Origin of the sequence: Actinomadura sp. 9N407 (genome assembly GCF_044326315.1) — a bacterium.
Classification (GTDB): Bacteria; Actinomycetota; Actinomycetes; order Streptosporangiales; family Streptosporangiaceae; genus Spirillospora.
Map to the genome: position 1 here is coordinate 55,437 of NZ_JBIRAW010000022.1, position 24,675 is coordinate 80,111.

Here is a 24,675-nt window from a genome sequence, read left to right on the forward strand (position 1 = left end):
ATATGTCCGTCATTGAGTGTTTTCAGGCCGGACGGGCGCGCGGCCGAGGGTGCCGTCGCGTCAGCCGGAACGGCCGAGCAGCGCGGCCCGTCCGAGGCCCCGCAGGGACGCGTCCAGGACCTCGGCCGTGTGCGCGACCGGGAGCCGGACGCCCTGCCGCTCCAGCGCCGTCGCGATCTGCATCGAGCAGCCCGGGTTGGCCGCGACCAGCAGTTCCGCCTCGGTGGCCCGGACGTCCGCCGCCTTGCGGTCGCCGAGCCGGCCGGCCGCCTCCGGCTGGAACAGGTTGTAGGTCCCGGCCGAGCCACAGCAGATCTCCGGGTCGGCGATCTCCTTGATCGTCAGCTCCGGAATCCCGGCGAGCAGCGCGCGCGGCTCGGCCCTGATGCCCTGGGCGTGGGAGAGGTGGCAGGCGTCGTGATAGGCGATCGTGACCGGAACCGGCCGCCGGGGCGCGCGGGGACCGAGTTCGCCGAGGTACTCGGCGAGGTCCCGCGTCTTGGCCGACAGTGCTTCCGCCCGGCCGGCCCATTCCGGATCGTCGGAGAGCAGGTCGCGGTACTCCTTCATCGCCGATCCGCAGCCCGCCGCGTTCACCACGATCACGTCGACCGCCTCGAACGCCACGACCGTACGGCGCGCGAACGCCCTGGCCTCCTCTTCACGGCCCGAGTGCAGTGACAGTGCCCCGCAGCAGCCCTGGGCCTTGGGGATGACGACGTCGCAGCCCTCCATGGCCAGTACGCGCGCCGTCGCGGCGTTCACCCCCGGGAAGAACTCGCGCTGGACGCAACCCGTGAGCATGCCCACGGTGGCCCGGCGCTCTCCGCGCGCGGCGACGCGTTCGGGAAGCTTGGGCGAGGGGCCCAGCGGCGGTGCGAGCCGTTCCATCGCCGCCAGGGACGGGGACAGCCGTTCCAGCAGGCCGCTGCGCCGTACGAGGCGGTCCAGACCCGCCTTCTGGTACGCGCGGAGCGGTCCTCGCAAGGCGCGCAGACGCCTCGGGTACGGGAACAGCTGGAAGATCGTCTCGCGGAAGGCCCGTTCGGGGAGCGAGCGCGGATGCTCCCTCTCCACCTTGGCGCGGGTCGTCTCGATGAGCTTGTCGTACTGGACGCCGGACGGGCACGCGGTCACGCATGCCATGCAACCGAGGCACTGGTCGAAGTGCTGCACCATCGGCGCCGACAGCGGGGCGCCCTCCAGGTTCTGCTCCATCAGGTGGATGCGCCCGCGAGGGGAGTCCATCTCCTCGCCCCACAGGACGTAGGTGGGGCACGTCGGCAAGCAGAACCCGCAGTGGACGCAGTCGCCGAGCAGCTTGGGCAGGTCCTCGTCGTTCATCGCCATCAAAGCCCTCCCACGAAACGGCCAGGGGACAACCGGTGCTCCGGATCGAACTGGTCCTTGACCCTTCGCATCAGGGAGAACGCGGGCACGGGCCCCCACAGGTCGATCGCGTTCCGTACGGCCTCGGGGGCGTAACGCACCACCGCCCCGCCACCCGGGTGCTCCCGGAGGCGTTCAAGAGTCCCTGCGATGTGCTCGGGCGTCGCTTCAGGCGACACCCCCATGTAGCCGCGCCCGTCCGCGGACCATGTGAGGGAGACCCCTCCGGCCTGTTCGTTTTCGGCCTGCTCCTTGAGGAGAAGGGGCAGCGCCGTAGGCGGGGCGGTCACGTCGATCAGGGTCGTCCCGTCCGGATAGACGCCCCACCACTCGGGAGGCTCGTCGGCCGTCTGCGCGTCCGTGCCCAAGAGGCTGGTGATCTGTCCCGTACGGGCCGCCACACCCTCCGGTATCCCTTCCAGGAGGACCCCTAGCGTGATGCCGCTCCCCGCTGGGGAGACGACCTCGACGGCGCTTGGGGCGGTGGGGGAGTGCAGCACCGCTTGGACCGCCTCGTACGCGCGCGTGGCATCGGGCAAGCGGCAGGTGATGTACGCGCGGGCCGCCGGGATCGGATGGAGCCGGAACGTCGCCTCCACGATCAGCCCGAGCGTCCCGGACGAGCCGCTGAACAGTCGGCCCAGGTCGTATCCCGCCACGTTCTTGACGACCTTGCCGCCGGAACGGGCCACCTGGCCGTCCGCGCGGATCACCGTGAGGCCGATGACCAGGTCGCGGGGCGTCCCGTACAGCAGGCGCAGCGGCCCGGCGGCGGCCGTGGCGACCGTCCCGCCGATCGTGGAGCCCGGCAGCGGGGTGTCGAGCGCGAGCCGCTGCCCCCGCTCGGCCAGGGCCTCGGCGAGCCGTTCCACCGGCAGGCCCGCCTCGGCCTTCACGACCAGATCACCGGCCGCGTGCTCGATCACGCGGTCCAGGCGGGCGGTGTCCAGCAGCAGATCGCAGCGCCGCGGCGGCGTGCCCCAGTCGAGCCGGCTCTCCCCGCCGCGCGGAACGACGGCCAGGCCCTTCGCGGCGGCCGTCCGCATCACCTCGGCCGCCTCCGCCACGGTCGCCGGCGCGGCCACGACGGCCGGGACGACGCCGAGCACGCCCTCCTCGGGCTCGCCCGGCCGGACGTCGCCGCAGACCTTCGCGAGCGCGTCCAGCGCTCCGGCGCCCGGGGGGCCGCCTGCCGAACCTTCAGGGCCGCCCATCAGAACTGCTCCGCCTTCCCCTGCTCGACCAGCGGATGCACACCCTTGCGGAACCCCGGCACCTCGCCGCACAGCCGCGGTGTCGGGAACACCTTGCCCGGATTGCACAGCCCGGCCGGATCGAAACCGCACCGCACCATCTGCATCGTGTCGAGATCGGTCTCGGTGAACATCCGGGGCATGTAGCGCGACTTGTCCACCCCCACCCCGTGCTCCCCGGTGATCGACCCGCCGTGCTCGATGCACAGGTCGAGGATCCGCCCCGAGACCTCCTCGGCCCGCTCGGCGGCGCCCTCCTCGGCGTCGTCGAACAGCACCAGCGGATGCAGGTTGCCGTCACCGGCGTGGAACACGTTCGCGACCCGTACGCCCGACGCGGCCGACAGCGCGTCGATCCCCGCCAGCACCTCGGGCAGCGAGGTCCGCGGGATGACGCCGTCCTGGACGAGGTAGGCCGGGCTGATCCGGCCCACCGCCGCGAACGCCGACTTGCGGCCCTTCCAGATCAGCGCCCGCTCGGCGTCCCCGGCGGCGACCCGGATCTCGAACGCGCCCGCCTCCCGGCACAGCCGCTCCACCTCGGCGAACTGGTGCCCCACCTCGGCCGCCGGGCCGTCCAGCTCCACGATCAGCACCGCGCCCGCACCGGGCGGGTAACCGCAGCTCACGGACGCCTCGGCCGCCTCGATCGACAGCGCGTCCATCATCTCGATCGCGGCCGGCACCATCCCGGCCCCGATGATCGCCGACACCGCCGTACCGCCGGCCTCGATCGAGCCGAACGCCGCCAGCAGCGTCTGCACGGTCTCCGGGACGCGGGTCAGCCGTACCGTGATCTTGGTGGTGATGCCGAGCGTGCCCTCCGCGCCGACGAACACGCCCAGCAGGTCGTAGCCGGCGCCGTCCAGCGACAGCTCGGTGATCTCGCCGTCCGGGGTGACGATCTCGCAGGCCAGCACGTGGTGCGCGGTGAACCCGTACTTCAGGCAGTGCGCGCCGCCGCTGTTCTCGGCCACGTTCCCGCCGACCGAGCAGATCTGCTGGCTGGACGGGTCGGGCGCGAAGTAGTAGCCGTACGGCCGGGCCGCCTTCGACACGTCCAGGTTGATCACGCCCGGCTCGACGACCGCCCGCCGGTTCGCGATGTCGATCTCCAGGATCCGGCGCATCCGGGAGGTCACGATGAGCACCCCGTCGGTCCGGGGCAGCGCGCCGCCGGACAGGCCGGTGCCCGACCCGCGCGCCACGTACGGGATCCCGGCATCGACGCACGCGCGCACGACGGCCGCGACCTGCTCGGCCGTCTCGGGCAGCACGACCAGCCCGGGAGTGGCCCGGTGGGTCGTCAGGCCGTCGCAGTCATAGGTGCGCAGCCGTACCGGATCGGAGATCACCGCTCCGGGCCCCAGCAGCCGCGCGAATCGCCCGGCCAGCGCCCGGAGTGCGGGGGGTGCCTGTTCCATCGTGTCCACCATGCTCCCGTGCGTTCCCGACCGCAAGATCGGGCCGGTGCCGCCCGCGCCCGGGGGACGCGGGCGGCACCAGGGGGTCAGGGCATCCGCTCGTACGCCGGGGTCGTGAGGAACTCCGAGTACTCCTCGGCCAGCGTGACCTCCTTGAACAGGGCCACCGCCTGCTCGTAGCGCGGCGCGTTGTACGCCTCGCCGAGCTCCTCGCGGATCTTGCCGAGCTCCTCCTCGAGCAGCCGCTCGACCAGCTCCCTGCCGACCTTCGGCCCGTCCTTGAGCTGGACCTCGTTGTAGATCCACTGCCACACCTGGGAGCGGGAGATCTCCGCGGTCGCGGCGTCCTCCATCAGGTTGTGGATCGCCACCGCGCCCGCACCGTCCAGCCAGGTGGCCAGGTAGCGCAGCGCCACGTCGATGTTGTTGCGCAGGCTGGTCTCGGTGATGTCGCCCGGCGTCGCCGCGACGTTCAGCAGGTCGGCGGCCGAGACCGTGACGTCCTCGCGCAGCCGTTCGCGCTGGTTGGGCCGGTCGCCGAGCACGCCGTCGAAGACCTCGCGGCAGATCGGCACCAGGTCGGGGTGGGCCACCCAGGACCCGTCGAACCCGTCGCCCGACTCGCGCGTCTTGTCGGCCCGCACCTTCTCCAGCGCGACCTTGTTGACCGCCTCGTCCCGGCGGGACGGGATGAACGCCGCCATGCCGCCGATCGCGTGCGCGCCGCGCTTGTGGCAGGTGCGCACCAGCAGCTCGGTGTAGGCGCGCATGAACGGCGCGGTCATCGTGATCGCGTTCCGCTCGGGCAGCACGAACGAGCGGCCCCGGTCCCGGAACTTCTTGATCACCGAGAACAGGTAGTCCCAGCGGCCCGCGTTCAGCCCGGCGGAGTGCTCGCGCAGCTCGTAGAGGATCTCCTCCATCTCGAACGCGGCCGGGATCGTCTCGATCAGCACGGTGGCCCGGATGGTGCCGCGCGGGATCTCCAGCGCGTCCTGGGCCAGGTTGAACGCGTCGTTCCAGAGCCGCGCCTCCAGGTGGCTCTCCATCTTCGGCAGGTAGAAGTACGGGCCCTTGCCCTTGTCCAGCTGCCGCCGCGCGCTGTGGAAGACGTACAGGCCGAAGTCGAACAGCGAGCCCGACATCGGCTCCCCGTCGATCAGCAGGTGCTTCTCCTCCATGTGCCAGCCGCGCGGCCGCACCACGATCGTCGCCAGCTCGCCGTCGTCCTTGAGCGCGTACGACTTGCCGCTCTTGGGGTCGGTGAAGTCGATCGTCCGGTCGAGGGCGTCGCGCAGGTTGAGCTGCCCCTCGACCATGTTGTTCCACAGCGGGGTGTTGGCGTCCTCGAAGTCGGCCAGCCACACCTTGGCGCCCGAGTTGAGCGCGTTGATGGTCATCTTCCGGTCGGTCGGGCCGGTGATCTCGACCCGGCGGTCCTCCAGGCCCGGCGCCGGGTCGGCGACCCGCCAGCCCTCGTCCGCGCGGACGTCCGCCGTCTCCGGCAGGAAGTCCAGCGTGCCGCCCGCCGACAGCCGCCGCTGCCGCTCGGCGCGGGCCTGGAGCAGCTCCTCGCGGCGGGCGCCGAACGCGCGCTGCAGGGCGGCGAGCAGGCCGAGCGCCTCGGGGGTCAGGATCTCGTCGTATCGGTCGTGGAGGGTCCCGTTGACCTGGATCCCATCGAGTGCAGCCATCTGCCTGCCCTTTCGTGTCCGTGTGCCGTGCTGGTCCGTGTCGTGCCGTGCTGAGCTAATTTCGTATGCCGAAATTCAACTTCTGTTATGTGGAGAACGCTACTCGGCGGTACCGCCCCCGGTCAAAGCGCCCCCGCCCGTCCGGCACCCGTTCGGCGGCCGGTTCGGCCGGGCGGTCCCGCCGGAGCCCACGCAGGCGGTCTTCCCTCCACCCACCCGTCAACCGCCCCGGCCGGCATACGCGCCGGGCACCGGATGTTCTCCCTGGTCGTACGGCATCGCGGGGAACCGGGCGGAGGGGGATAATCGGGTGACCTCCGCGAACCCGCGTGAGACGATCGCCCGGCGGACCACGGCAGGGACGGCCGGGGGAAGACTCAGCCGCCCTGCGGCGTTGACAGAGGACATATGACGCGAACCTTTTCCGAAGACGAAGGCCGAGAGACCCGAGTGACCGACACGTTCGAGGACCCCTCGTTCGGCTCCGACGCCGACGACGCCGGGTTCGGCCCTGACATCGAGGGCGCCGACGGCGAGCTCGAGCTCGAGGAGCGGCGCGCGCTGCGCCGCGTCGCCGGGCTGTCCACCGAGCTGACCGACGTCACCGAGGTCGAGTACCGCTCGCTCCGGCTGGAGCGGGTCGTCCTGGTCGGCGTCTGGACCGAGGGCACCGCCCAGATGGCCGAGAACTCGCTGCGCGAGCTGGCCCTGCTCGCCGAGACCGCCGGCTCCGAGGTGCTCGAGGCCCTCATCCAGCGCCGCGTACGGCCCGACCCCGCCACCTACATCGGCTCGGGCAAGGCCGACGAGCTGCGCGACGTCGTGATCTCCACCGGCGCCGACACCGTCATCTGCGACGGCGAGCTGGCCCCCAGCCAGCTGCGCCACCTGGAGGAGACGGTCAAGGTCAAGGTGATCGACCGGACCGCGCTGATCCTCGACATCTTCGCCCAGCACGCCAAGAGCCGCGAGGGCAAGGCCCAGGTCGAGCTGGCCCAGCTCGACTACCTGCTGCCGCGGCTGCGCGGCTGGGGCGGCAACCTGTCCCGGCAGGTCGGCGGGCGCGCCGCCGGCGGTGTGGGCATCGGCGGCCGCGGCCCCGGTGAGACCAAGATCGAGCTGGACCGGCGCCGGATCCGGACCCGGATGGCCAAGCTGCGCCGCCAGATCGCGGGCATGTCCAAGGCGCGCGACACCAAGCGCGGCGAGCGCCGCCGCCACCAGGTGCCCGCCGTGGCCATCGCCGGCTACACCAACGCCGGCAAGTCCTCGCTGCTCAACCGGCTGACCGGGGCGGGCGTCCTGGTGGAGAACGCGCTGTTCGCCACCCTCGACCCCACCGTCCGCCGGGCCGAGACCCCGGGCGGCCGCGCCTACACGCTGGCCGACACCGTCGGGTTCGTCCGGCACCTGCCGCACCAGCTCGTGGAGGCGTTCCGCTCCACGCTGGAGGAGGTCACCGACGCGGGACTGATCCTGCACGTGGTGGACGGCTCCGACGCCGATCCCGAGTCGCAGATCGACGCGGTGCGCGAGGTGCTGCGCGAGATCGGCGCCGACGGGATCCCCGAGATCATCGTCATCAACAAGGCCGACGCCGCCGACGACCTGACCATCGCCCGGCTGCGCCGCCGCGAGCCGCACAACGTGGTGGTCTCGGCCCGTACCGGCGCGGGGCTCCAGCGGCTCCGCGAGGCCATCGAGGCCGACCTGCCGGGCCTGGAGCGCGAGTTGCACGTCCTGCTGCCGTACGAGCGGGGCGACCTGGTCGCCCAGATCCACGAGCGCGGCGAGGTGCTCAAGCAGGAGCACGTGGCCGAGGGCACCGTCCTGCACGCCCGCGTGTCCGCCGACCTCGCCGCCGACCTGGAGCGGTACGAGGATCTCGCTGTGTCTTGAAGACCTAGCCCAGGTACTCGTGCGAGCGCGGCATCGCTTCGCGATCTGCCGGGTGAGGCTCGCCTCCGGCGTCGCCCCACCCGGCAGGTAACGCGCTCGCGCGGTAGTCCGTTCCAGGTTCCGTGGCCGGTTCTAGGTCGTCCGAAATAGGGCAATTGATCGGGCGAAAAGCCAAATGGCGGTCGCCGAACGGTGACGGCTTTCTGGATTCCGCTTGACGGCGGGCCTGGAATCCGTACGGTCATAAGACCAGGTGGGGCGAGGGCGGCGATGCGCGATGACCGTACGGTGTAGGGGCCATTTGCTATTGTGCGACCATTGTCAGGTCATCTTGCTTCGGTGACCTGCGGTAACGTGCGGCCCGCCCCGTCCGCCGCCGGCCGCCTCCAGGAACCATTCCGGCGGTGGCCGCGTTCGCCGAACAGAGGTTGTCGGCCGGGCCTCCAGTGCACTACCGTGACGAAACCGATATCTCCGGTCTCGTTGCTCCCGGTGATCATTCGATCACCAGACCCTCCAGTGGTGAACCGCCGGCACCCAGTCGGCGTTCCGGAACGAGAGCAGGTGGCCCAGTCCATGGCAGGTCCGTATCCGGGTCGTGCGATGACCCACACAGGCCGGTGAAGCGATGACGGTACGGCTGTTGACGAACATCGGCCGGCTCTGGACCGGCACCGATGTCTGCAGCAACGCCGCCGTGCTCATCCACGACGACCGCATCGTCTGGGCCGGCCCCGCCTCGGACCTCCCGCAGAGCGTCCCCGGCATCATCGACGACATCGTGGACGTCGACCATGTGGAGAACCTCGGCGGCGGGCTCGTCACCCCCGGGCTGATCGACGCGCACGCCCATCCGGTCTACGCGGGCAACCGCTGGGCCGAGCTCGCGATGCGTACCAGCGGCTCCTCGCACTCGGCGATCGCCGCGGCGGGCGGCGGAGTCAACTCCACCGTGACCGTCACCCGGGGCACCGACCCCTGGACCCTGTGCAACGGCGTCCGCGAGCGTCTGCGCCAGTGGATCCTCGCCGGCACCACCACCGTCGAGGCCAAGACCGGCTACCACCTCACCCGCGACGGCGAGCTGGCCGACATCCGGATGCTGCGCTCGCTGGAGGGCGAGCCCTCGATGCCCCGGATCCACGCCACGTTCCTGGCCGCGCACATCCTGCCGCCGGAGTTCTTCGGCCGCCGCCGCGACTACATCGAGGCCGTCCGCCAGTGGGCCGGCGACGCCGCCGTGGCCGGTGCCGACGGCATCGACGTCTACTGCGACGAGGGCCACTTCACCGCCGAGGAGGCCCGCGCCCTCCTGCTCACCGGCAAGCGCGCCGGCCTGAAGGCGCGGATGCACGCCTGCGCCAACGAGCGCGTCGGCGCCGCCCAGGTCGCCGCCGAGGTCGGCTGCGCCTCCGCCGACCTGCTCACCCAGGCCAACGAGGACGACATCAAGGCCCTCGCGCACGCCGGCGTCACCGCCACCGTCTGCCCCGGCAGCGCGCTCAACAGCGCCCGCCCGCCGGCCCCGGTCCGCGCCATGCTCGACCGCGGCGTGACCGTCGCCCTCGGCACCGACCACAACCCGGGCCAGTGCGGCATAACGTCCATGCCGCTGGTCATCGGCCTGTCCGTCGCCATGTTCGGGCTCAGCGTCACCGAAGCACTGCGCGCCGCCACCCTCGGCGGCGCCTCCGCCCTGCAGACCCGCGACCGCGGCACGCTCGCTCCCGGCATGCTCGCCGACATCGTGCTGTGGGACGCCGACCACGAGGGCGCGTTCGCCTGGGCCTTCGGCCTGCGCGCCCTGCGGGTCTGGCGCGGCGGCGTCCCCGTCCAGCCCTGATGCCGACCGCCGTCGTCACCGACTCCACCGCCTACCTCCCGCCCGGCCTCGCCGAACGGCACGGGCTGATCCTCGTCCCGCTCCAGATCGCGGTCGGCGCCGAGCTGCGCGACGAGAACGAGATCAGCACCGCAGAGGCGCTCCAGCGTCCCGCCACGACCTCCAGTCCCGCCCCCGGCCGCTTCGCCGCCGCCTACGAGGCCGCCGCCTCCGCCGGCGCGACCGCCGTCGTCTCCGTCCATCTCGCCGCCGCGATGTCCGGCACCCTGGACGCCGCCCGCCTCGCCGCCAAGGACGCCCCCGTACCGGTCCATGTCGTCGACTCGGGCAGCATCGGCATGGGCCTCGGCTTCGCCGCCCTCTCCGCCGCCGCGGCCGCCCTCCAGGGCGGAACACCCGCCGAGGTGGCCGCCGCCGCCGAGCGCCGCGCCCGCCTCACGCACTCCCTCTTCTACGTCGACACCCTCGAACATCTCCGCCGTGGCGGCCGCATCGGCGCCGCCGCCTCCCTCCTCGGCTCCGCCCTCATGGTCAAACCCCTGCTCGGCATCGACGACGGCCGGATCGCCCCCCTGGAAAAGGTCCGTACGTCCTCCCGCGCCATCGCCCGCCTGGAGGAACTGGCCGTCGCCCGAGCGGGCGACCTTCCCGTCGACCTCGGCATCCAGCACCTGGCCGCCGGTCCCCGAGCCGAAACCCTCGCCGCCCGCCTCCGCGACCGCATTCCCCAGGTCGCGGACGTCTACGTAGGCGAAGTCGGCCCCGTCATCGGCGCCCACGTGGGTCCCGGCATGCTCGGCGTCGTGGTGGCCCCCCACCTCTGACTCCGCGGCGAGTTATCCACAGTCAGCCGACCCTCTCCCGCCCCGCCACCCGCGTCCATACCGTCGAACGCATGAAGCGTCCCGACCAGTCGATGCGCTTGAGAACCCTCTCCCCACGGCTCGTCCCGTACACCCCTGGCCCCCCGGCCGAGAGCGGGACGAACCCGCCGCCCACGGCGCCCCAGAAGCCCACCTCCCCCCGTTCGCCCGTGGCTCTGGCCACAAGCCGCCGGACGGCCCACCCCGAGCCTGCCGCGCGTGCGGGGAAGTCTCCAGCGTCGCCGGTGCTGCGGGCCAGGACCGCGCGTTCCGGTGGCGGTGCGGAGGTCATCTCGATCGGCGGCGATCGGCAGGCTCGGGCCGAAGGTGATGGGTCGGAAGCCCGCGATAAGGCGGCTCGTTCCGGGGACGAGACGGACCCGCCATCGGCGGACGCTCCGCCGGCCACGCGGTTGCGGTCATCGCCCGATCCTCCAGGCGGGGCGCGCGCCTTCATCGAACGGGCCGTTCTCGGCCGGCGGCTGGATCCGGGAGCGCCCGGAGCACGCGTTCTGGTGCTGCTCGGAGTGCTGGCCGCGCTGGTCGCGGCCGGCTATCTCTGGATGGCCCGGCCACGCCCCGAGCCGGCCGCCGGCCCCTCCCTGGCCCCTGCGCCGGCCACCCCCGCAACGTCCGCGCAAGCCCAGGGCGGCACGGTGGTCGTTCACGTGCACGGCAAGGTGAGGCGGCCCGGGGTGGTCACCCTGCCCAAGGGGTCCCGGATAGCGGACGCGATCAGATCCGCCGGCGGAACGCGTCCCGGCGTCGACACGGGCGCGCTCAACCTGGCCCGCACGCTGGTGGACGGCGAGCAGATCCCTGTCGGTGTACGCGCTCCGGTCCCCGCGGCCGTTCCCTCCTCCACGACAGGAGCCGCCGGAACCTCGCTGGATCTCAACACGGCGACCGTTCAGCAACTGGACCAGCTTCCGGGCGTCGGTCCCGTCCTCGCCCAGCGCATCATCGACTACCGCACCCAGCGCGGCGGGTTCCGGTCCGTCGACCAGCTCCAGGAGGTCTCGGGCATCGGCGCCAGGCGCTTCGCCGACCTCAGGAACCTGGTCCGTGTATGAGCGAGGACGAGCGCCCTGGGCATGACCTGCGCCTGGTCGTCCCGGCGATGGCGGTATGGCTGGCCGCCGCCGTCACCATCGGGGCGCCTCCGGCCATCACGTACACGATCACAGCGACCGCAGCGGTCCTGGCCCTCTTCATGCTGCTCTCGCCAAGGCGAAGCCGCAGCTCTGCGGCAGCGTCGCGGACGGTGGCCGGGGTCGTGCTCGCCTGCGTTGCGGCCTCCTCCATGGCCGTTGGAATGCGGGCATCCGCAGTGGGGTCCGGGCCCGTACACGAGCTTGCCCAACAACGAGGCAGGGCGACGGTCGAGGTCGTTCTCACAAGCGATCCGCAGGCGGCGGTACGTCCCGGGCGGCCGATGGTCCTGATGAGGGCCAGGGTCGAGGCCGTCGATGTCCGCGGCCACCGCGTACGGGTGCGGGTACCGGTTCTGCTGGTCGCCGATGACCGCCGATGGCTGGGGTCACTGCCGAGCCAGCGGGCACGGCTGAACGGAAGCCTGGCCCCTCCCCGCCGGGCCGAGTTACTCGCCGCCGTCATCTTCGTACGCGGACCGCCGGGGGCACTGGGGCGGCCGTCGGCGGTGCAGCGGGCCGCGGAGTCGGTACGCGCGAAGCTGCGCGAGGCCGTGGAACGGCTGCCGCCCGACCAGCGCGGGGTGCTGCCCGGGATGGTGGTGGGCGATACCTCGCGGCTCGATCCGGAGCTGGCGGAGGACTTCCGCACCGCGGGGCTGGCCCATCTCCTCGTGGTCTCCGGCGCGAACCTCGCCATCATCATCGGGGCCGTCCTCGGGCTCTGCCGGTTCGCCGGGCTCGGACGGCGGCGCGCGCCGCCGCTGGCCGTTCTGGCGGTCCTCGCCTTCGTGGTGGTGGCGCGGCCGGAGCCCAGCGTCCTCCGGGCGACGGTGATGGGGCTGATCGGCCTGCTCGCGCTGGTGACCGGAAGGCAACGGCAGGGGCTGCCCGCGCTCGGCGCCGCCGTGCTGGTGCTGGTCCTCATCGATCCCGCGCTGGCCCGCTCGTACGGGTTCGCGCTGTCGGTGCTGGCCACGGCGGGGCTGCTGCTACTCGCCCCCGCATGGAGGGAGCGGCTGGGGCGGCGGCTGCCAGGTCCGCTGGCCGACGCGCTCGCGGTCGCGGCGGCGGCACAGGTCGCGGTCTCGCCCGTCCTGGTCATGCTCTCAGGGGAGGTGGGAGTGGTCGCCGTCGCCGCCAACCTGCTGGCCGCCCCGGCGGTCGCGCCCGCCACGCTCCTGGGCGCGCTCGCCGCCGTGGTCGCGCTGGTGTCCCTGCCGCTGGCCCGGTTGCTGGTGTGGCCCGCCGGGTTGGCTGTGGGCTGGATCACCGGCATCGCCCGTACCGCGGCCGACCTTCCGTACGCCACCCTGCCCTGGAAGAGCGGTGGCCTCGGGGCGGCCGGCCTGGTCATCGCCCTGGCGGTGGCGGTGCTCGTACTGCGCTCCCGCCCGGTACGGCTGATCGCGGCCGCCGCCATGGCGGGAGTCCTCGTCGCCGTCATCGGCCTGCGCATGGCGGCTCCCGGATGGCCCCCGCCCGGATGGACGCTGGTGGCCTGCGACGTCGGCCAGGGCGATGCCCTGATCCTGGCGGCCGGCCAGGGGAGAGGCGTCGTGGTGGACACGGGACCTGATCCCCGTGCCGTGGACCAGTGCCTGGCGCGCCTCGGCGTACGGGACGTACCGCTGCTCGTCCTCACCCATCCGCATGCCGACCACATCGACGGCACCGCCGGTGTCAGGCGTGGCCGTACGGTCCGGATGGTCCTGATCACCGCGTCGGGCTTCGGCCGGGAAGCCCGCCGTACCAATGGCCTGGCCGTACGCCCGGCACAGGCGGGCCAGAACTGGAGCGTCGGCGACCTCACCCTCTCGGTCCTGGGGCCGCCCCCGAACGCGCCCCTTCTCTCGGCCGCCGACGAGGGTTCCGCGATGAACAATGCCAGCATCGTCCTGGTGGCACGCAGCCCCGGTTTCAGTGCCCTCCTCAGCGGCGACGCCGAGGTCGAGGCCCAGCGCGCATTGGCGCCGAGCGTCCCGCCCGTTCAGGTCTTCAAGGTCCCGCACCACGGTGCTCGCCGCCAGGATCCGGCCTTCTTCGCGGCCGCCCGTGCCTCGGTGTCGATCATCTCCGCCGGAAAGGAGAACGACTACGGCCACCCCGCCCCCGCCACCCTCGACCTCCTGAAACGCCACGGCATGCGCGTCCACCGCACCGACCAGGAGGGAGATGTCGCCATCGTCCGTACAGCCGGAGGCCTGGCCGTTGTGACCCGCCACTGACCACCCACCGGGCCGGAGGCGCGTGGTCGTCTCGGCGCCGTGCCCACTCACGGCGCGGACTCGTGGACGGGATGTGCTCGGTGTTGCTAGGCCGGGGCCATCAAGCACTGCCGGGGGGCGGCTTGGAACAGGGGGTGGGCGTGGGATGCTGCTGGGGTGTCTGCTGATGCCATCACCCTGATCGTGGGGGACGAAGAGTTGCTCGTGGAGCGGGCGATCGGTGATGTGGTCGCCGTGGCCCGGGCGGACGATCCCGAGACCGAGGTGATCGACCTGGGGCCGGGCGGGCTGGAGCCCGGGCGGCTGGCGGAGCTGACGTCGCCGTCGCTGTTCGGGAGCGGGAAGGTGCTGGTGCTGCGGGCGGTCCAGGACCTGGGCAAGGACCTGAGCGCCGAGGTGCTCAGGTACGTGCAGCGGCCGGCCGAGGAAGTGGCGCTGGTGGCGGTCCATCATGGCGGGGCCAAGGGGAAGGCGCTGGTGGACGGGCTGGCCAAGGCCGGTGCGCGCCGGGTGTCGTGTCCCAAGGTCAGCAAGCCGGGAGACCGGATCGACTTCGTGCGGGCCGAGATCCGGCGGGCCGGGGGGAAGATCACGGCGGACGGGGCGCGCGGGCTGCTGGACGCGGTCGGCAACGATCTGCGCGAGCTGGCCGGGGCGTGCAGCCAGCTGGTGGCCGACACCGGGGGCAAGGTCGATGACGTGGCCGTCGCCCGGTACTACCGGGGGCGGGCCGAGGTCAGCGGGTTCGCGGTGGCCGACAAGGCGATCGAGGGGCAGCCGGCGGAGGCGCTGGAGCATCTGCGCTGGGCCCTGTCGACCGGTGTGGCGCCGGTGCTGATCGTCAGCGCGCTGGCGCAGGGCGTCCGGGGCCTGGCCAAGGTCGGCGGGGCGCCGCGCGGCGCGAGGGGTCCGTCGCTGGCCAAGGAGCTGGGCATGCCGCCGTGGCGGGTCGACCGGGTGCAGCGGCAGCTGCGGGGCTGGTCGGGCGAGGGCGTGGCGCGGGCGCTGAGCGCGGTCGCGGAGGCGGACGCTCAGGTCAAGGGCGGTGCGGCCGACCCCGCGTACGCCCTGGAGAAGGCGGTCGCCGAGATCATCGCGGCGCGGCGGATCAGGACTCGGCCAGGCGCTTGAGGCCCTCGGCCTCCATCGTGACGTAGCGCCGGATGAGGCGCCCGTACAGGAGCCCCAGCAGGGGAGCCGCCGCGCCCTTCTGCGTGAGGCTCAATGTGACGCCGTCGTCGGTGACGATGTGGGCGCCGGTCGTCACGATCCCGGGCGTACGGGACTCCCAGACGAACGATCGGCCGGGTTCGAACTCGGTGACCGTCCACACGGCGGGCTGGAGCTTGGGCTGGTCGACGCGGACCCGGCTGCCCTTCCCGAACGCTCCGTCGTCCAGCCGCTGGGCCTGGGTCACCGATGCGGTCATCCGCGGCCAGTGCTCGATGTCGATCAGCAGGTCCCAGATCGTTTCGGGGGCGGCGTCGATGCCGACGGTGATCTCGAAGCGCATGCGCGTCCGTTCAGGGGAGGGTGAGGAAAGGTGGGGGGACGGCGTCGACGAGCCAGACCCCGTTGGCGCTGACGCGGAACTCGTGGCCCGCGGCGGCCATGCCGGCGGCGTCGACGGTGAGGACGACCGGGCGGCCCCGGCGGGCGCCGACGCGGGTGGCCGTCTCCTCGTCGGGGGACAGGTGGACGGCGTGCCGGTTCATGGGCAGCAGGCCGTCCCGCCGGATGGTGGGCAGGGAACCGGCCACGGTGCCGTGGAAGAGGACCTCGGGCGGGGCGACGGCGGGCAGGTCGAGGTCGACCGGGATCGAGTGGCCCTGGCTGGCCCGGATCCGCTCGCCGGTCTCGTCGAACGCGAAGCGCTGCTTGTCGTTCGCCGCGACGACGTGGGCGAGCTCGTCGCGGGTGATCGGGAAGTCGTGCGCGGCGGTGGCGGCCAGCAGGTCGGCCACGGCGGTCCAGCCGGCCGGGTCGAGGGTGAGGCCGATCCGCTCGGGCTGGTGCCGCAGGTGCTTGGAGAGGTACTTGGAGACCTTCACCACACGGCGCTCGTCCATGATCTCTAGCTTAGGGGGCCATCACTCGCCAGGGACGGGGATTCCCGGGCATGACGAAGCCGCGGTGCCCCCCGAAGGGGACCCGCGGCTCTGTCGTGGAGCTCTCAGCCGACCTGCAGGGCGGCGGTTCGCTTCGCGATCGCCGACTTGCGGTTGGCGGCCTGGTTCTTGTGGATGACGCCCTTGCTCGCGGCCTTGTCGAGCTTGCGGGCGGCGTTGCGCTGTGCCGTGACGGCCTTGTCGAGGTCGCCGGCCTCGGCGGCCTCACGGAACTGGCGGATCGCCGTCTTCAACTCGGACTTGACGGCCTTGTTGCGCAGCCGGGCCTTCTCGTTCTGCTTGTTGCGCTTGATCTGGGACTTGATGTTAGCCACGTCGTAGTGCCTCAGCCTTGGTTGCGATCCTGGCCTGCCGCGCAGCGGGCGACAGGCTCCAACGTTCGATAGACGGGGGCGACGGTGCCCCAGGGCACGACGGTACGCCACACGCAGTGTCACAGCGTACCAATCCTGCGGCCCGCGCCCAAACCGGGTGCCGTACGGAGCATCCGGCCACGCATGGGACCATGGGATACGGCAAGATCTGCCATATCCCTGCCCACCAGCGAGCTGTGAACGGACCCCGGTGCCAGCGCCTGAGCCTAACAACACCGATCCCGCGATCATCCGGAACTTCTGCATCATCGCGCACATCGACCATGGAAAGTCGACGCTCGCGGACCGCATGCTGCAGCTGACCGGAGTCGTCGAGGAGCGCCGGATGCGCGCGCAGTACCTCGATCGGATGGACATCGAGCGCGAGCGCGGAATCACGATCAAAAGCCAGGCGGTCCGGCTGCCGTGGACCGGCCCGGACGGCACCGGCTATGTGCTCAACCTGATCGACACCCCCGGCCACGTGGACTTCTCGTACGAGGTGTCCCGGTCGCTGGCGGCGTGCGAGGGCGCGGTGCTGCTGGTGGACGCCGCCCAGGGCATCGAGGCGCAGACGCTGGCCAACCTCTACCTGGCGATCGAGGCGGGGCTGCACCTCATCCCGGTGCTCAACAAGATCGACCTGCCCGCGGCGCAGCCCGACAAGTACGCCGCGGAGCTGGCCGGGATCATCGGCTGCGACCCGTCCGACGTGCTGCGCGTCTCCGGCAAGACCGGCGAGGGCGTCAAGGAGCTGCTCGACCGGATCGTGGCGACGGTCCCGCGCCCGATCGGCGACCCGGACGCGCCGGCCCGGGCGCTGATCTTCGACTCGGTGTACGACACGTACCGCGGCGTGGTCACCTACGTGCGGATCATCGACGGGCGGCTGTCGCGGCGCGAGAAGAGCACGATGATGTCCACCGGCAACTCGCACGAGACCCTCGAGGTCGGGGTGATCTCGCCGGAGCCGCAGGCGGTGGGCGGGCTCGGCGTCGGCGAGGTCGGTTACCTGATCACCGGTGTGAAGGACGTTCGCCAGGCGCGGGTCGGCGACACCGTGACCACGTCCACGCGGGGGGCCACCCAGGCGCTGGGCGGTTACCGCGACCCCAAGCCGATGGTCTACTCGGGCCTGTACCCGCTGGACGGCGACCAGTATCCCGAGCTGCGCGACGCGCTCGACCGGCTGCAGCTGAACGACGCCGCGCTGGTCTACGAGCCGGAGACGTCGGCCGCGCTGGGCTTCGGGTTCCGCTGCGGTTTCCTCGGGCTGCTGCACATGGAGATCGTCCGGGAGCGGCTGGAGCGCGAGTTCGGGCTGACGCTGATCTCCACCGCGCCGAACGTGATCTACCGGGTCGTCATGGAGGACGGCACCGAGCACACGGTCACCAACCCCAGCGAGTTCCCCGAGGGCAAGATCAGCCAGGTGTACGAGCCGGTCGTCCGGGCCACCCTGCTGTCCCCGAGCGAGCACATCGGCGCGATCATGGAGCTGTGCCAGGGGCGGCGCGGCGTGCTGCTCGGCATGGACTACCTGTCCGAGGACCGCGTCGAGATCCGCTACACGCTGCCGCTGGCGGAGATCATCTTCGACTTCTTCGACCAGCTGAAGTCGCGCACCCGCGGCTACGCCTCGCTCGACTACGAGCCCAGCACCGAGCAGGAGTCCGACCTGGTCAAGGTCGACATCCTGCTGCAGGGGGAGTCGGTGGACGCGTTCAGCCAGATCGTGCACCGCGACAAGTCGCGCGAGTACGGGCTGATGATGACGGCCAAGCTCAAGGAGCTCATCCCGCGCCAGCAGTACGAGGTGCCGATCCAGGCCGCGATCGGTGCCCGGATCATCGCCCGGGAGAACATCCGCGCCATTCGCAAGGACGTCCTGGCCAAGTGCTACGGCGGCGACATCTCCCGCAAGCGCAAGCTGCTGGAGAGGCAGAAGGAGGGCAAGAAGCGGATGAAGACGATCGGCCGTGTCGACGTCCCGCAGGAGGCCTTCGTGGCCGCGCTCTCCACCGGCGACACCTCGCCCGCCGACAAGGGCAAGAAGTAGCCCGCACGGGCCGACCGCACGGGCCGGCCGCATGTGTCGATCGCACGGGCGGCGGGAGCGAAGTTCTTCCCGATACGGCAAAGCGGTGGTGACGTAGCGTCCGCACGAGGACACTGGGCGTTGTGACTCACACGTTGCTGCATCAGGTCCTCGTCTCCGGCCTGGTGGTTCCCGTCGGGCTGGCGGAGACGGCGGAGCAGAGGTCGTCGACGGGCACCGGTGCGTGGCTCGGCGACGACACCTGGATCCGCGCCGATCTCGTGGTCTTCCGCAAGGAGCAGGCCGACCCGTCGCTCCGGTACGTACGGGGCGTGCCGCTGCTGGCCGTCGAGGTCACCTCGGACGCCTCGCGCGAGCCGGATCTGGGCGACAAGATGCGGCTGTACGAGCGGTTCGGGGTGCCGTCCTACTGGGTGGTGGACGTCAAGGGCGACGAGCCCGAGCTGCTGGTGTACGAGCTCAGCGACGACGGCCGCTACGCCGAGGAGGCCCGGGTGACCTGGGGGCGGTCGTGCACCGTGACCCGGCCGTTCCCGATCGAGATCGCCCCCGACAAGATCTTCCGCCGGCTGCCCCGCCGGCCCGCCCCCAGGAGGCCGATGACCGTGACCGACCAGATCCAGGCGGAATGGCTCCAGACGGGGCACACCGGGCCCGATCTGCCGCACAGCGAGGACCCGATCCTGATCGACGTGTTCGGCCGGCGGTGGCCGACGGGCGCGGAGAAGGTCGAACTCTGGGACGGCTGCCCGGTCTTCTACGGCGACTGGGACGAGCGGGACGTCGAGATCGCCGAGCGCGCCTATCCCGGCCGGGTCGTACGCCTCGACCAGCCGCCCGGGGAGCCGGGCACGATGACCATCCTGCCCGGCCCGAGCGGGTCCTAGGCCGTCGAGACCGCCCGCTAGCGGCGGGTCTTGAGGAGGGGCCAGGCGACGAAGGGCGTGACCTGCCGGAACTCGCCGCGGTTGGCCGCGCGCCCCGCGTACACCAGGAAGAACATCACGGCGGCGGTGAAGCCGAGCGGTATCCAGATGAGCGCTTCCAGCAGCAGCGAGAGCAGGCCGAAGACCAGCCAGACCGAGATCGAGGCGAGGCCCATGTTGAGGCCCTGGGCGGCGTGCCGCCGGACGAAGGGCGAGCGGCCCTTGCCGAAGAAGACGACCACGGGGGCGATCGCGCCCACCAGGAACTGGCCCAGGTACGCCATGAGCGCCCAGGACTTGTCATCGTGGCTCACCGGGCCCTGGTGCTCGGGCATGGGGCTGGTACGCGGCGGCGGCTGCTGCCACCCGGGCTGCTGACCGTAGCCCGGCTGGCCGGGATTCTGCTGGCCGGGGTTCTGCTGCTGACCGTAGCCGGGCGATGGCGGAGGCCCGTAGGCCATGGCGCGTGTCCTCTCCGAGTGCGCTGCGAGGGCGCTTCAGGCTTTGGCGAAGTGTACGACTACTTGGACGCGCCTGAAGTTCGAGGGTTCCCGATGGTTCTCGATCGATTCGTCCACAGAACGGCGGTCGGGGCCTGTGGGGTGAGGGTGACGGATCCGGCCCATCGGACGGTGGACGGGCCCGGACGGTAGGCCCGGTCAAGGAAGAAGCCGCGCTGCAGTGCGGTGACTGTGGCGGGGGCGCCGTTGTCGCCGAGGCCCATGGGCGTTCGTATGGCCTCGATGCTCGCGATGTCGCCGACGGTGGTGCCGGGCGGCAACTCCACCGTGGTGGAGGCGGGTCCGTCACGTTCGATGGACCAGGCGCGCTCGCCGTGGTCGGAACGGTAGAGGCGGGCGTCTCCTTCAAGGCGGATCCCCAGGGAGACCCCCGGCGCCGAGCCCCAGGCGGTGGGCGCGCCCGTCGTTTTGGCGAGTTCGGCGAACAGGTACGTTCGCGGGTCGCCGACCTCCCGGGTGGCAGGGTCGGAGGGCTTCTCGATCCGGCCCTCGCGGAGCATCTCCTGGGCCATGACGCGATACGTCCAGGGCTCCATGACGACTTCGCGGGCGCGGTCGGCGGGACGCGTCCGTGAGGCGTCCGGGAGGAAGCGCAGGGGCGGGTCAGGGGAGATGACGTCGCACATGTTGTTGTTGGACGTGCACGTCTGCAGGACGGGATGGTCTCCCTCGTAGCGTCCGGTGAACTTCAGCGTGAAGTGCTGCGGTCCCTGGTAGACACCCGTTCCGCCTACGCGGCGGCCCTGCTCGTCCACCTCGACCTGGTAGACCCATTCGATGTCGGTCGAACGGCCCCAGCGCGCCATGAGGGCGGGGGTGTCGGTGCCGCCGTCCTCGTTGCTGAACACCATCGAGTACTCCAGGACGCGGTGCCCGGGAGTGGCCGCGGGGCGTGATTCGTGCCAGGCAAGGAGCGGGGTGTCGGTACGGGCGTTCTGGTACGGGTCGCCGAAGGGCCAGCCGGTACGTCCCACCACTATGGGGGAGTGCCGCAGCGCGACCTGGTCGGGCATGCGTACTTGGGGACGGGCCAGGGTGACGCGTTGCGCGGCCGGTGCGCTGCCCTTGGCGAACCGCAGGGTCACCTTGTGCGGGCCTTGCCGTACGGGTCCGAGGCCGAGGCTGCGCCGGGTGGGGTCGGCCCCGGGGACGACGAGGTCGGTGACGTGGCGGCCGTCCACGTCCACCGCCACGACGGCGGATTCGGCGCCCTTGCGGGCCCAGGAGACGCCGGGAGCGGCGGCCGTGAAGCCGATGACGGCCTCGCCGTCGCGGGCGGCGGTGAACGTGAACGTCCGCGCGGGGCCGCCGCGTTCGATCACGAAGGCGCCGGCCGCGACCGCCTGGCCGGGGAGGGCGATCAGCAGCGGGGCCCCGCCGACGGCGGCGGCGAGGGCGACGGCGGTGGCGCGCGCACGGGCTCTCATGATCGACGAATCTAGAGAAGCCGGATTGCGTTTGGGTGACGAACGGGCCCCTCGCGGATGTCGGACCCGTGAGGCCGTGAGGCTAACGCTGCCGGTTCCGGGAGGCGATGGTGGAGGGATGGGCCAGTGAGGCGCCTGTGAAGCGCTCAGCGGGCTCCTCGGCCGGTCTGTGCAGGGCCAGGCCCATCGCGGGCAGCCGGAAGCCGTGCCGGCCCCAGGGGAGGATCTCGTCGCCGAGATCGCGGAAGAGCGCGACGACGTCCGCGGCGGGCTCGTTCAGCAGGTCGATGCCGTTCAGCCGCAGCCGCAGCTCGGGATTGCCGCCCCAGCCGCCGCCGCGGACGCCGTGGATCTCGGCGACCCGTTCGGTGCCGTCGTCCCCGCGCTGCGTGGAGACGTCGAGACTGCCCCGGCCGACGCGCACGCTGCGGTGCCCGGTGTACCCGCACAGGAACGACGCGCTGGGCGGGGGCGTGCCGCAGCGCTCGGAAACGGCCGCGAGCGTCGTCCAGGCGTCGCAGGACAGCGTGGAGAACAGCAGGTGCGCATCGGGAAGCAGCGCGCCGCGTCCTGGCTCCAGGGTCACGATGAACGGGTCCACTTCGCCAGGGAAGCGGGCGGGATCGGGTTCGCGAAGGGTGATGAGGCCTTCCCAAGCCGCCGGTTCCTCTACGGCGAACCACGCGATGGTGGTTTCGGAGCCCAGTTCGGTGAACGCACGGTCCGTCAGCGTCCGTTCGATATGGCCGCGGAGCGCTTCGGCCGTCTCGTCCAGGTGGCGGCGCCACCACGGGGGCTCAGGGTCCTGGCGCCGGTGTCCCGTCGGGGCTTGCCAACGTACGCCGGGCCCGCCCAAGCGAACGTGTTCCTCGTCTCCATGCTGATCGACGACGGTGTAGCGCCAGCCGTCCGCCTCACCGCACAACAGCACGCGTGTGGGCACCCGCCCGTACTGCACCGCCCCCTGATCAGCCACCCGGACGACCTTATCGGCGCGACACGGCCACCGCTGCTCGACCTGGGGCGTGAGGTCGGTACGGTCGGGAGGGCAGTCACCTTTACCGTTCCGGAGGTTCGACCGTGGCGCACTCCGAGCAGGTCCTGCAGTCACCGAAGGAGCGGGAGGCGGTGAACGACGCCGTCCGCGCGCTGCGTTCGGCGGCCCCCGACGGGTGGGAGCGGCTCGGGTTCGAGTTCCGGGCGACGGTCGGCATCGACAGCGTCTCCTTCGAGGTGGTGGACGCCACGGGCGCGATGCGCACCGCCACCCCGCCCGGGCAGGCGGTCGGCAAGATGGACGAGCTGCGCCGGGCGATGTACCGGCAAGGCAAAGGGGCCTGGTTCACCGCCCGGCTGGACGTGCGGCGCGGCGGCCGGTTCAGCGCCGAGTTCGACTACGACGGCGAGCCGGAGTTCAACCCGCCGCTCAACCCGTCCGCGTACGCCATGGACCTTGAACGCTTCCCGCGCTCCGACGAGAACACCCCCGACTGGCTGCGCGACAAGCTCCGCGACGCCTAGACGCCTGACGGCGCGCCTGTAAGGCACATTCCGGGGCACGTTCCAGGGGGACGGAGCAGCGCGGCACGCACGGCAGACTGGACGTGTGCCCGCGACCCTGCCTGATGGCGACCCCGTCCCCGCCGATGGGGCGCTGCCCCCTGCCGCTCTCAAGGGCCTGGGGGAACGGCCGTTCGCGTTCTACGTGCACGTCCCGTTCTGCGTGACGCGGTGCGGCTACTGCGACTTCAACACCTACACGGCCACCGAGCTGGGGCCTGGGGCGAGCAGGGACTCCTACGCCGAGACGGCGATCCAAGAGGTTCGCCTGGCCCGGCGCGTACTGGGCGATGCGGCATTGCCGGTGGAGACGGTCTTCGTGGGTGGGGGCACCCCCACGCTGCTGTCCCCGGATGACCTAGGGCGCGTCCTCAAGGCGATCGACACGGAATTCGGGCTCGCGCCAGGCGCGGAGGTCACCACGGAGGCCAATCCGGAATCAGTGGACGAGCGCTACCTCGGCCGGTTGCGCGAGGTGGGGTTCACGCGGGTCTCGTACGGCATGCAAAGCGCACGCGAACACGTGCTGGCCGTTCTAGAGCGCACGCACACACCGGGCCGTGTGCCGCAGGTCGTGGAATGGACCCGCAAGGCGGGCTTCGAGCACATCAACCTGGATCTCATCTACGGCACCCCGGGCGAGAGCGACGACGACTGGAGGGCCTCCCTGGAGGCGGCCCTGGAATTGAGCCCTGACCACGTGTCGGCGTACGCGCTGATCGTGGAAGAGGGGACCCGGCTGGCCGCGCAGGTACGCAGGGGAGAGCTGGCCGCCCCGGATGACGACGCGATGGCCGACCGGTACCTCATGGCGGACGAGCTGCTGAGCGCCCAGGGCCTCCGCTGGTACGAGATATCCAATTGGGCCACCGCGCCCGAATCCGCCTGCCGGCACAACCTCCTCTACTGGACCGGGGCCGACTGGTGGGGCGTAGGCCCCGGTGCGCACAGTCATGTGGGCGGCACGCGCTGGTGGAACGTCAAGCATCCCGCCGCTTACGCCGCCCGCCTCGCGGAGCACGTCACACCCGCGCACGCCCGCGAGGTCCTCGCCGACGAGGACCGGCACGTCGAACGCGTCATGCTGGAACTGCGGCTGGCCTCCGGCTGCCCCGCGGAACTGCTGGACGGCGCGGCGGTACGGCGGGCGATCGCGGACGGGCTGATCGAGCCGGACCCCTACGAGCGGGACGGCCGCGCCGTTCTCACCGGGCGCGGCCGGCTGCTCGCCGACGCGGTCGTCCGCGATCTCACCTGATCCGGCTCACCTGATCCAGGCGGGCCAGGTCACTTGATCATGGGCCAGGCCATGAAGGACGGGAAGCGGTACCACTCGCCCCGGTTGCCGGCCACCGCGGCCATGACCAGGTAAACGATCTGGGCCACCCCCAGCGCGAAGGTCGGGATCAGCCAGAGCCCGAACGTGACCACGCTGAGCAGGAGGTTGATCATCAGGTACACGAACTGGCTGATCGCCAGATTGAGGCCCTGGGCGCCGTGGTGGCGCAGGAACGCCGACTCGTCCTTCTTGATCAGGTAGACCAGCAGCGGCGAGACGAACCCGATCAGGAACTGGCCGAGATGGCCCATCAGCGCCCACTGGCGCTCGTCCGGCGTCGTCTGCCCGTAGCCCTGGACCGCGGCGCCGTACGGCTGCATCTGCGCGCCGTAGCCCGGTGCCTGGCCGTACCCGGGCGCCTGCCCGTAGCCGGGCTGCCCGTACCCCTGCTGCCCATAGCCCGGCTGCCCGTACGCCTGCTGCTCGTAACCCGGTGCCTGGCCGTAGCCCGGCTGCTGCTGTTGCTCGTACCCCGGCTGCTGCGGCTGCTGTCCGTAGCCAGGTTGCTGTTGCCCATAGTCGGGCTGCTGCTGTCCGTACCCTGGTTGTTCCGGAGGCCCGTACGACATCGCGTGCTCCTCTGGGGGCTGGCGGCGATCAGGAAGGCGCGGGGGAGT

Annotated in this window: 22 protein-coding genes; 10 read left to right on the forward strand and 12 right to left on the reverse strand. The window is 71.7% G+C overall.

What is annotated here, in order from left to right:
• Window positions 1–60 precede the first annotated feature (60 nt).
• The 4 genes from ACH34Q_RS29820 to aceB all read right to left on the reverse strand — a co-directional run bounded on the left by ACH34Q_RS29820 (window position 61) and on the right by aceB (window position 5,760).
• The gene (locus ACH34Q_RS29820) at window positions 61–1,350 is read right to left on the reverse strand and encodes a heterodisulfide reductase-related iron-sulfur binding cluster (protein ID WP_395986414.1); all 1,290 of its coding nucleotides are present in this window, start codon (window positions 1,348–1,350) and stop codon (window positions 61–63) included.
• Complete coding sequence (locus tag ACH34Q_RS29825) at window positions 1,350–2,603, reverse strand: FAD-binding oxidoreductase (RefSeq protein ID WP_395986415.1); 1,254 nt, start codon at window positions 2,601–2,603, stop codon at window positions 1,350–1,352. The genes ACH34Q_RS29820 and ACH34Q_RS29825 overlap by 1 nt, the downstream gene beginning before the upstream one ends.
• Entirely contained in the window at window positions 2,603–4,066 is a 1,464-nt protein-coding gene (locus ACH34Q_RS29830; RefSeq protein WP_395986416.1) for an FAD-linked oxidase C-terminal domain-containing protein, read from the reverse strand. Before ACH34Q_RS29830 ends, ACH34Q_RS29825 begins: the two co-directional genes overlap by 1 nt.
• An 86-nt stretch (window positions 4,067–4,152) precedes the next feature.
• Window positions 4,153–5,760, reverse strand: coding sequence for a malate synthase A (gene aceB / locus ACH34Q_RS29835; protein ID WP_395986417.1), 1,608 nt, complete (start codon window positions 5,758–5,760; stop codon window positions 4,153–4,155).
• 408 nt (window positions 5,761–6,168) lie between these two features.
• On the opposite strand from aceB, the gene hflX reads away from it, so the two are divergent.
• The 3 genes from hflX to ACH34Q_RS29850 all read left to right on the forward strand — a co-directional run bounded on the left by hflX (window position 6,169) and on the right by ACH34Q_RS29850 (window position 10,326).
• A complete protein-coding gene (hflX, locus tag ACH34Q_RS29840; protein WP_395986418.1) occupies window positions 6,169–7,659 on the forward strand; it encodes a GTPase HflX in 1,491 nt (496 codons plus the stop codon).
• 628 nt (window positions 7,660–8,287) lie between these two features.
• Complete coding sequence (hutI, locus tag ACH34Q_RS29845) at window positions 8,288–9,502, forward strand: imidazolonepropionase (RefSeq protein WP_395986419.1); 1,215 nt, start codon at window positions 8,288–8,290, stop codon at window positions 9,500–9,502.
• A complete protein-coding gene (locus ACH34Q_RS29850; protein ID WP_395986420.1) occupies window positions 9,502–10,326 on the forward strand; it encodes a DegV family protein in 825 nt (274 codons plus the stop codon). The genes hutI and ACH34Q_RS29850 overlap by 1 nt, the downstream gene beginning before the upstream one ends.
• A 22-nt stretch (window positions 10,327–10,348) precedes the next feature.
• Here ACH34Q_RS29850 and ACH34Q_RS29855 read toward each other — a convergent pair whose 3' ends face one another.
• A complete protein-coding gene (locus ACH34Q_RS29855; protein ID WP_395986421.1) occupies window positions 10,349–10,657 on the reverse strand; it encodes a hypothetical protein in 309 nt (102 codons plus the stop codon).
• 223 nt (window positions 10,658–10,880) lie between these two features.
• Between ACH34Q_RS29855 and ACH34Q_RS29860 the strand changes: the two genes are divergently transcribed.
• The 3 genes from ACH34Q_RS29860 (at window position 10,881) to holA (ending at window position 14,875) form a co-directional block, all read left to right on the forward strand.
• Window positions 10,881–11,438 carry a helix-hairpin-helix domain-containing protein gene (locus tag ACH34Q_RS29860; protein WP_395986422.1) on the forward strand — a complete coding sequence of 186 codons (558 nt, stop codon included), beginning with the start codon at window positions 10,881–10,883 and terminating at the stop codon, window positions 11,436–11,438.
• Window positions 11,435–13,744: a DNA internalization-related competence protein ComEC/Rec2 gene (locus ACH34Q_RS29865; protein WP_395986423.1), complete on the forward strand. Its 2,310-nt coding sequence runs from the start codon at window positions 11,435–11,437 to the stop codon at window positions 13,742–13,744. The genes ACH34Q_RS29860 and ACH34Q_RS29865 overlap by 4 nt, the downstream gene beginning before the upstream one ends.
• 156 nt (window positions 13,745–13,900) lie before the next feature.
• On the forward strand, window positions 13,901–14,875 hold the full coding sequence (holA, locus tag ACH34Q_RS29870) for a DNA polymerase III subunit delta (protein ID WP_395986424.1): 975 nt from the start codon (window positions 13,901–13,903) through the stop codon (window positions 14,873–14,875).
• Here the strand turns inward: holA and ACH34Q_RS29875 are convergent.
• The 3 genes from ACH34Q_RS29875 to rpsT all read right to left on the reverse strand — a co-directional run bounded on the left by ACH34Q_RS29875 (window position 14,853) and on the right by rpsT (window position 16,187).
• Window positions 14,853–15,257 carry an SRPBCC family protein gene (locus ACH34Q_RS29875; RefSeq protein ID WP_395986425.1) on the reverse strand — a complete coding sequence of 135 codons (405 nt, stop codon included), beginning with the start codon at window positions 15,255–15,257 and terminating at the stop codon, window positions 14,853–14,855. The genes holA and ACH34Q_RS29875 overlap by 23 nt on opposite strands.
• Before the next feature lie 10 nt (window positions 15,258–15,267).
• Window positions 15,268–15,813 carry an RNA 2'-phosphotransferase gene (locus tag ACH34Q_RS29880; protein WP_395986426.1) on the reverse strand — a complete coding sequence of 182 codons (546 nt, stop codon included), beginning with the start codon at window positions 15,811–15,813 and terminating at the stop codon, window positions 15,268–15,270.
• A 104-nt stretch (window positions 15,814–15,917) separates the two neighbouring features.
• Entirely contained in the window at window positions 15,918–16,187 is a 270-nt protein-coding gene (gene rpsT, locus ACH34Q_RS29885; protein ID WP_395986427.1) for a 30S ribosomal protein S20, read from the reverse strand.
• A 250-nt stretch (window positions 16,188–16,437) separates the two neighbouring features.
• Here rpsT and lepA point away from each other — a divergent pair, with 250 nt between their 5' ends.
• Together lepA and ACH34Q_RS29895 are read left to right on the forward strand one after the other, a co-directional pair.
• The gene (gene lepA / locus ACH34Q_RS29890) at window positions 16,438–18,285 is read left to right on the forward strand and encodes a translation elongation factor 4 (protein ID WP_395986428.1); all 1,848 of its coding nucleotides are present in this window, start codon (window positions 16,438–16,440) and stop codon (window positions 18,283–18,285) included.
• 122 nt (window positions 18,286–18,407) lie between these two features.
• Entirely contained in the window at window positions 18,408–19,172 is a 765-nt protein-coding gene (locus ACH34Q_RS29895) for a Uma2 family endonuclease (protein ID WP_395986429.1), read from the forward strand.
• Window positions 19,173–19,189: 17 nt separating this feature from the next.
• Here ACH34Q_RS29895 and ACH34Q_RS29900 read toward each other — a convergent pair whose 3' ends face one another.
• The 3 genes from ACH34Q_RS29900 to ACH34Q_RS29910 form a co-directional block, all read right to left on the reverse strand.
• Window positions 19,190–19,672: a DUF4870 domain-containing protein gene (locus ACH34Q_RS29900; RefSeq protein ID WP_395986430.1), complete on the reverse strand. Its 483-nt coding sequence runs from the start codon at window positions 19,670–19,672 to the stop codon at window positions 19,190–19,192.
• 59 nt (window positions 19,673–19,731) lie between these two features.
• On the reverse strand, window positions 19,732–21,159 hold the full coding sequence (locus tag ACH34Q_RS29905; protein ID WP_395986431.1) for a hypothetical protein: 1,428 nt from the start codon (window positions 21,157–21,159) through the stop codon (window positions 19,732–19,734).
• A gap of 82 nt (window positions 21,160–21,241) precedes the next feature.
• A complete protein-coding gene (locus tag ACH34Q_RS29910) occupies window positions 21,242–22,135 on the reverse strand; it encodes a hypothetical protein (protein WP_395986432.1) in 894 nt (297 codons plus the stop codon).
• A gap of 104 nt (window positions 22,136–22,239) precedes the next feature.
• Here ACH34Q_RS29910 and ACH34Q_RS29915 point away from each other — a divergent pair, with 104 nt between their 5' ends.
• Entirely contained in the window at window positions 22,240–22,680 is a 441-nt protein-coding gene (locus ACH34Q_RS29915) for a hypothetical protein (RefSeq protein ID WP_395986433.1), read from the forward strand.
• A gap of 85 nt (window positions 22,681–22,765) precedes the next feature.
• Window positions 22,766–23,977: a radical SAM family heme chaperone HemW gene (hemW, locus tag ACH34Q_RS29920; protein WP_395986434.1), complete on the forward strand. Its 1,212-nt coding sequence runs from the start codon at window positions 22,766–22,768 to the stop codon at window positions 23,975–23,977.
• A 29-nt stretch (window positions 23,978–24,006) separates the two neighbouring features.
• On the opposite strand, the gene ACH34Q_RS29925 is transcribed toward hemW, so the two are convergent.
• Window positions 24,007–24,627 (reverse strand): DUF4870 domain-containing protein, encoded by a 621-nt coding sequence (locus ACH34Q_RS29925; protein ID WP_395986435.1) that lies wholly within the window; start codon window positions 24,625–24,627, stop codon window positions 24,007–24,009.
• Window positions 24,628–24,675: the final 48 nt, after the last annotated feature.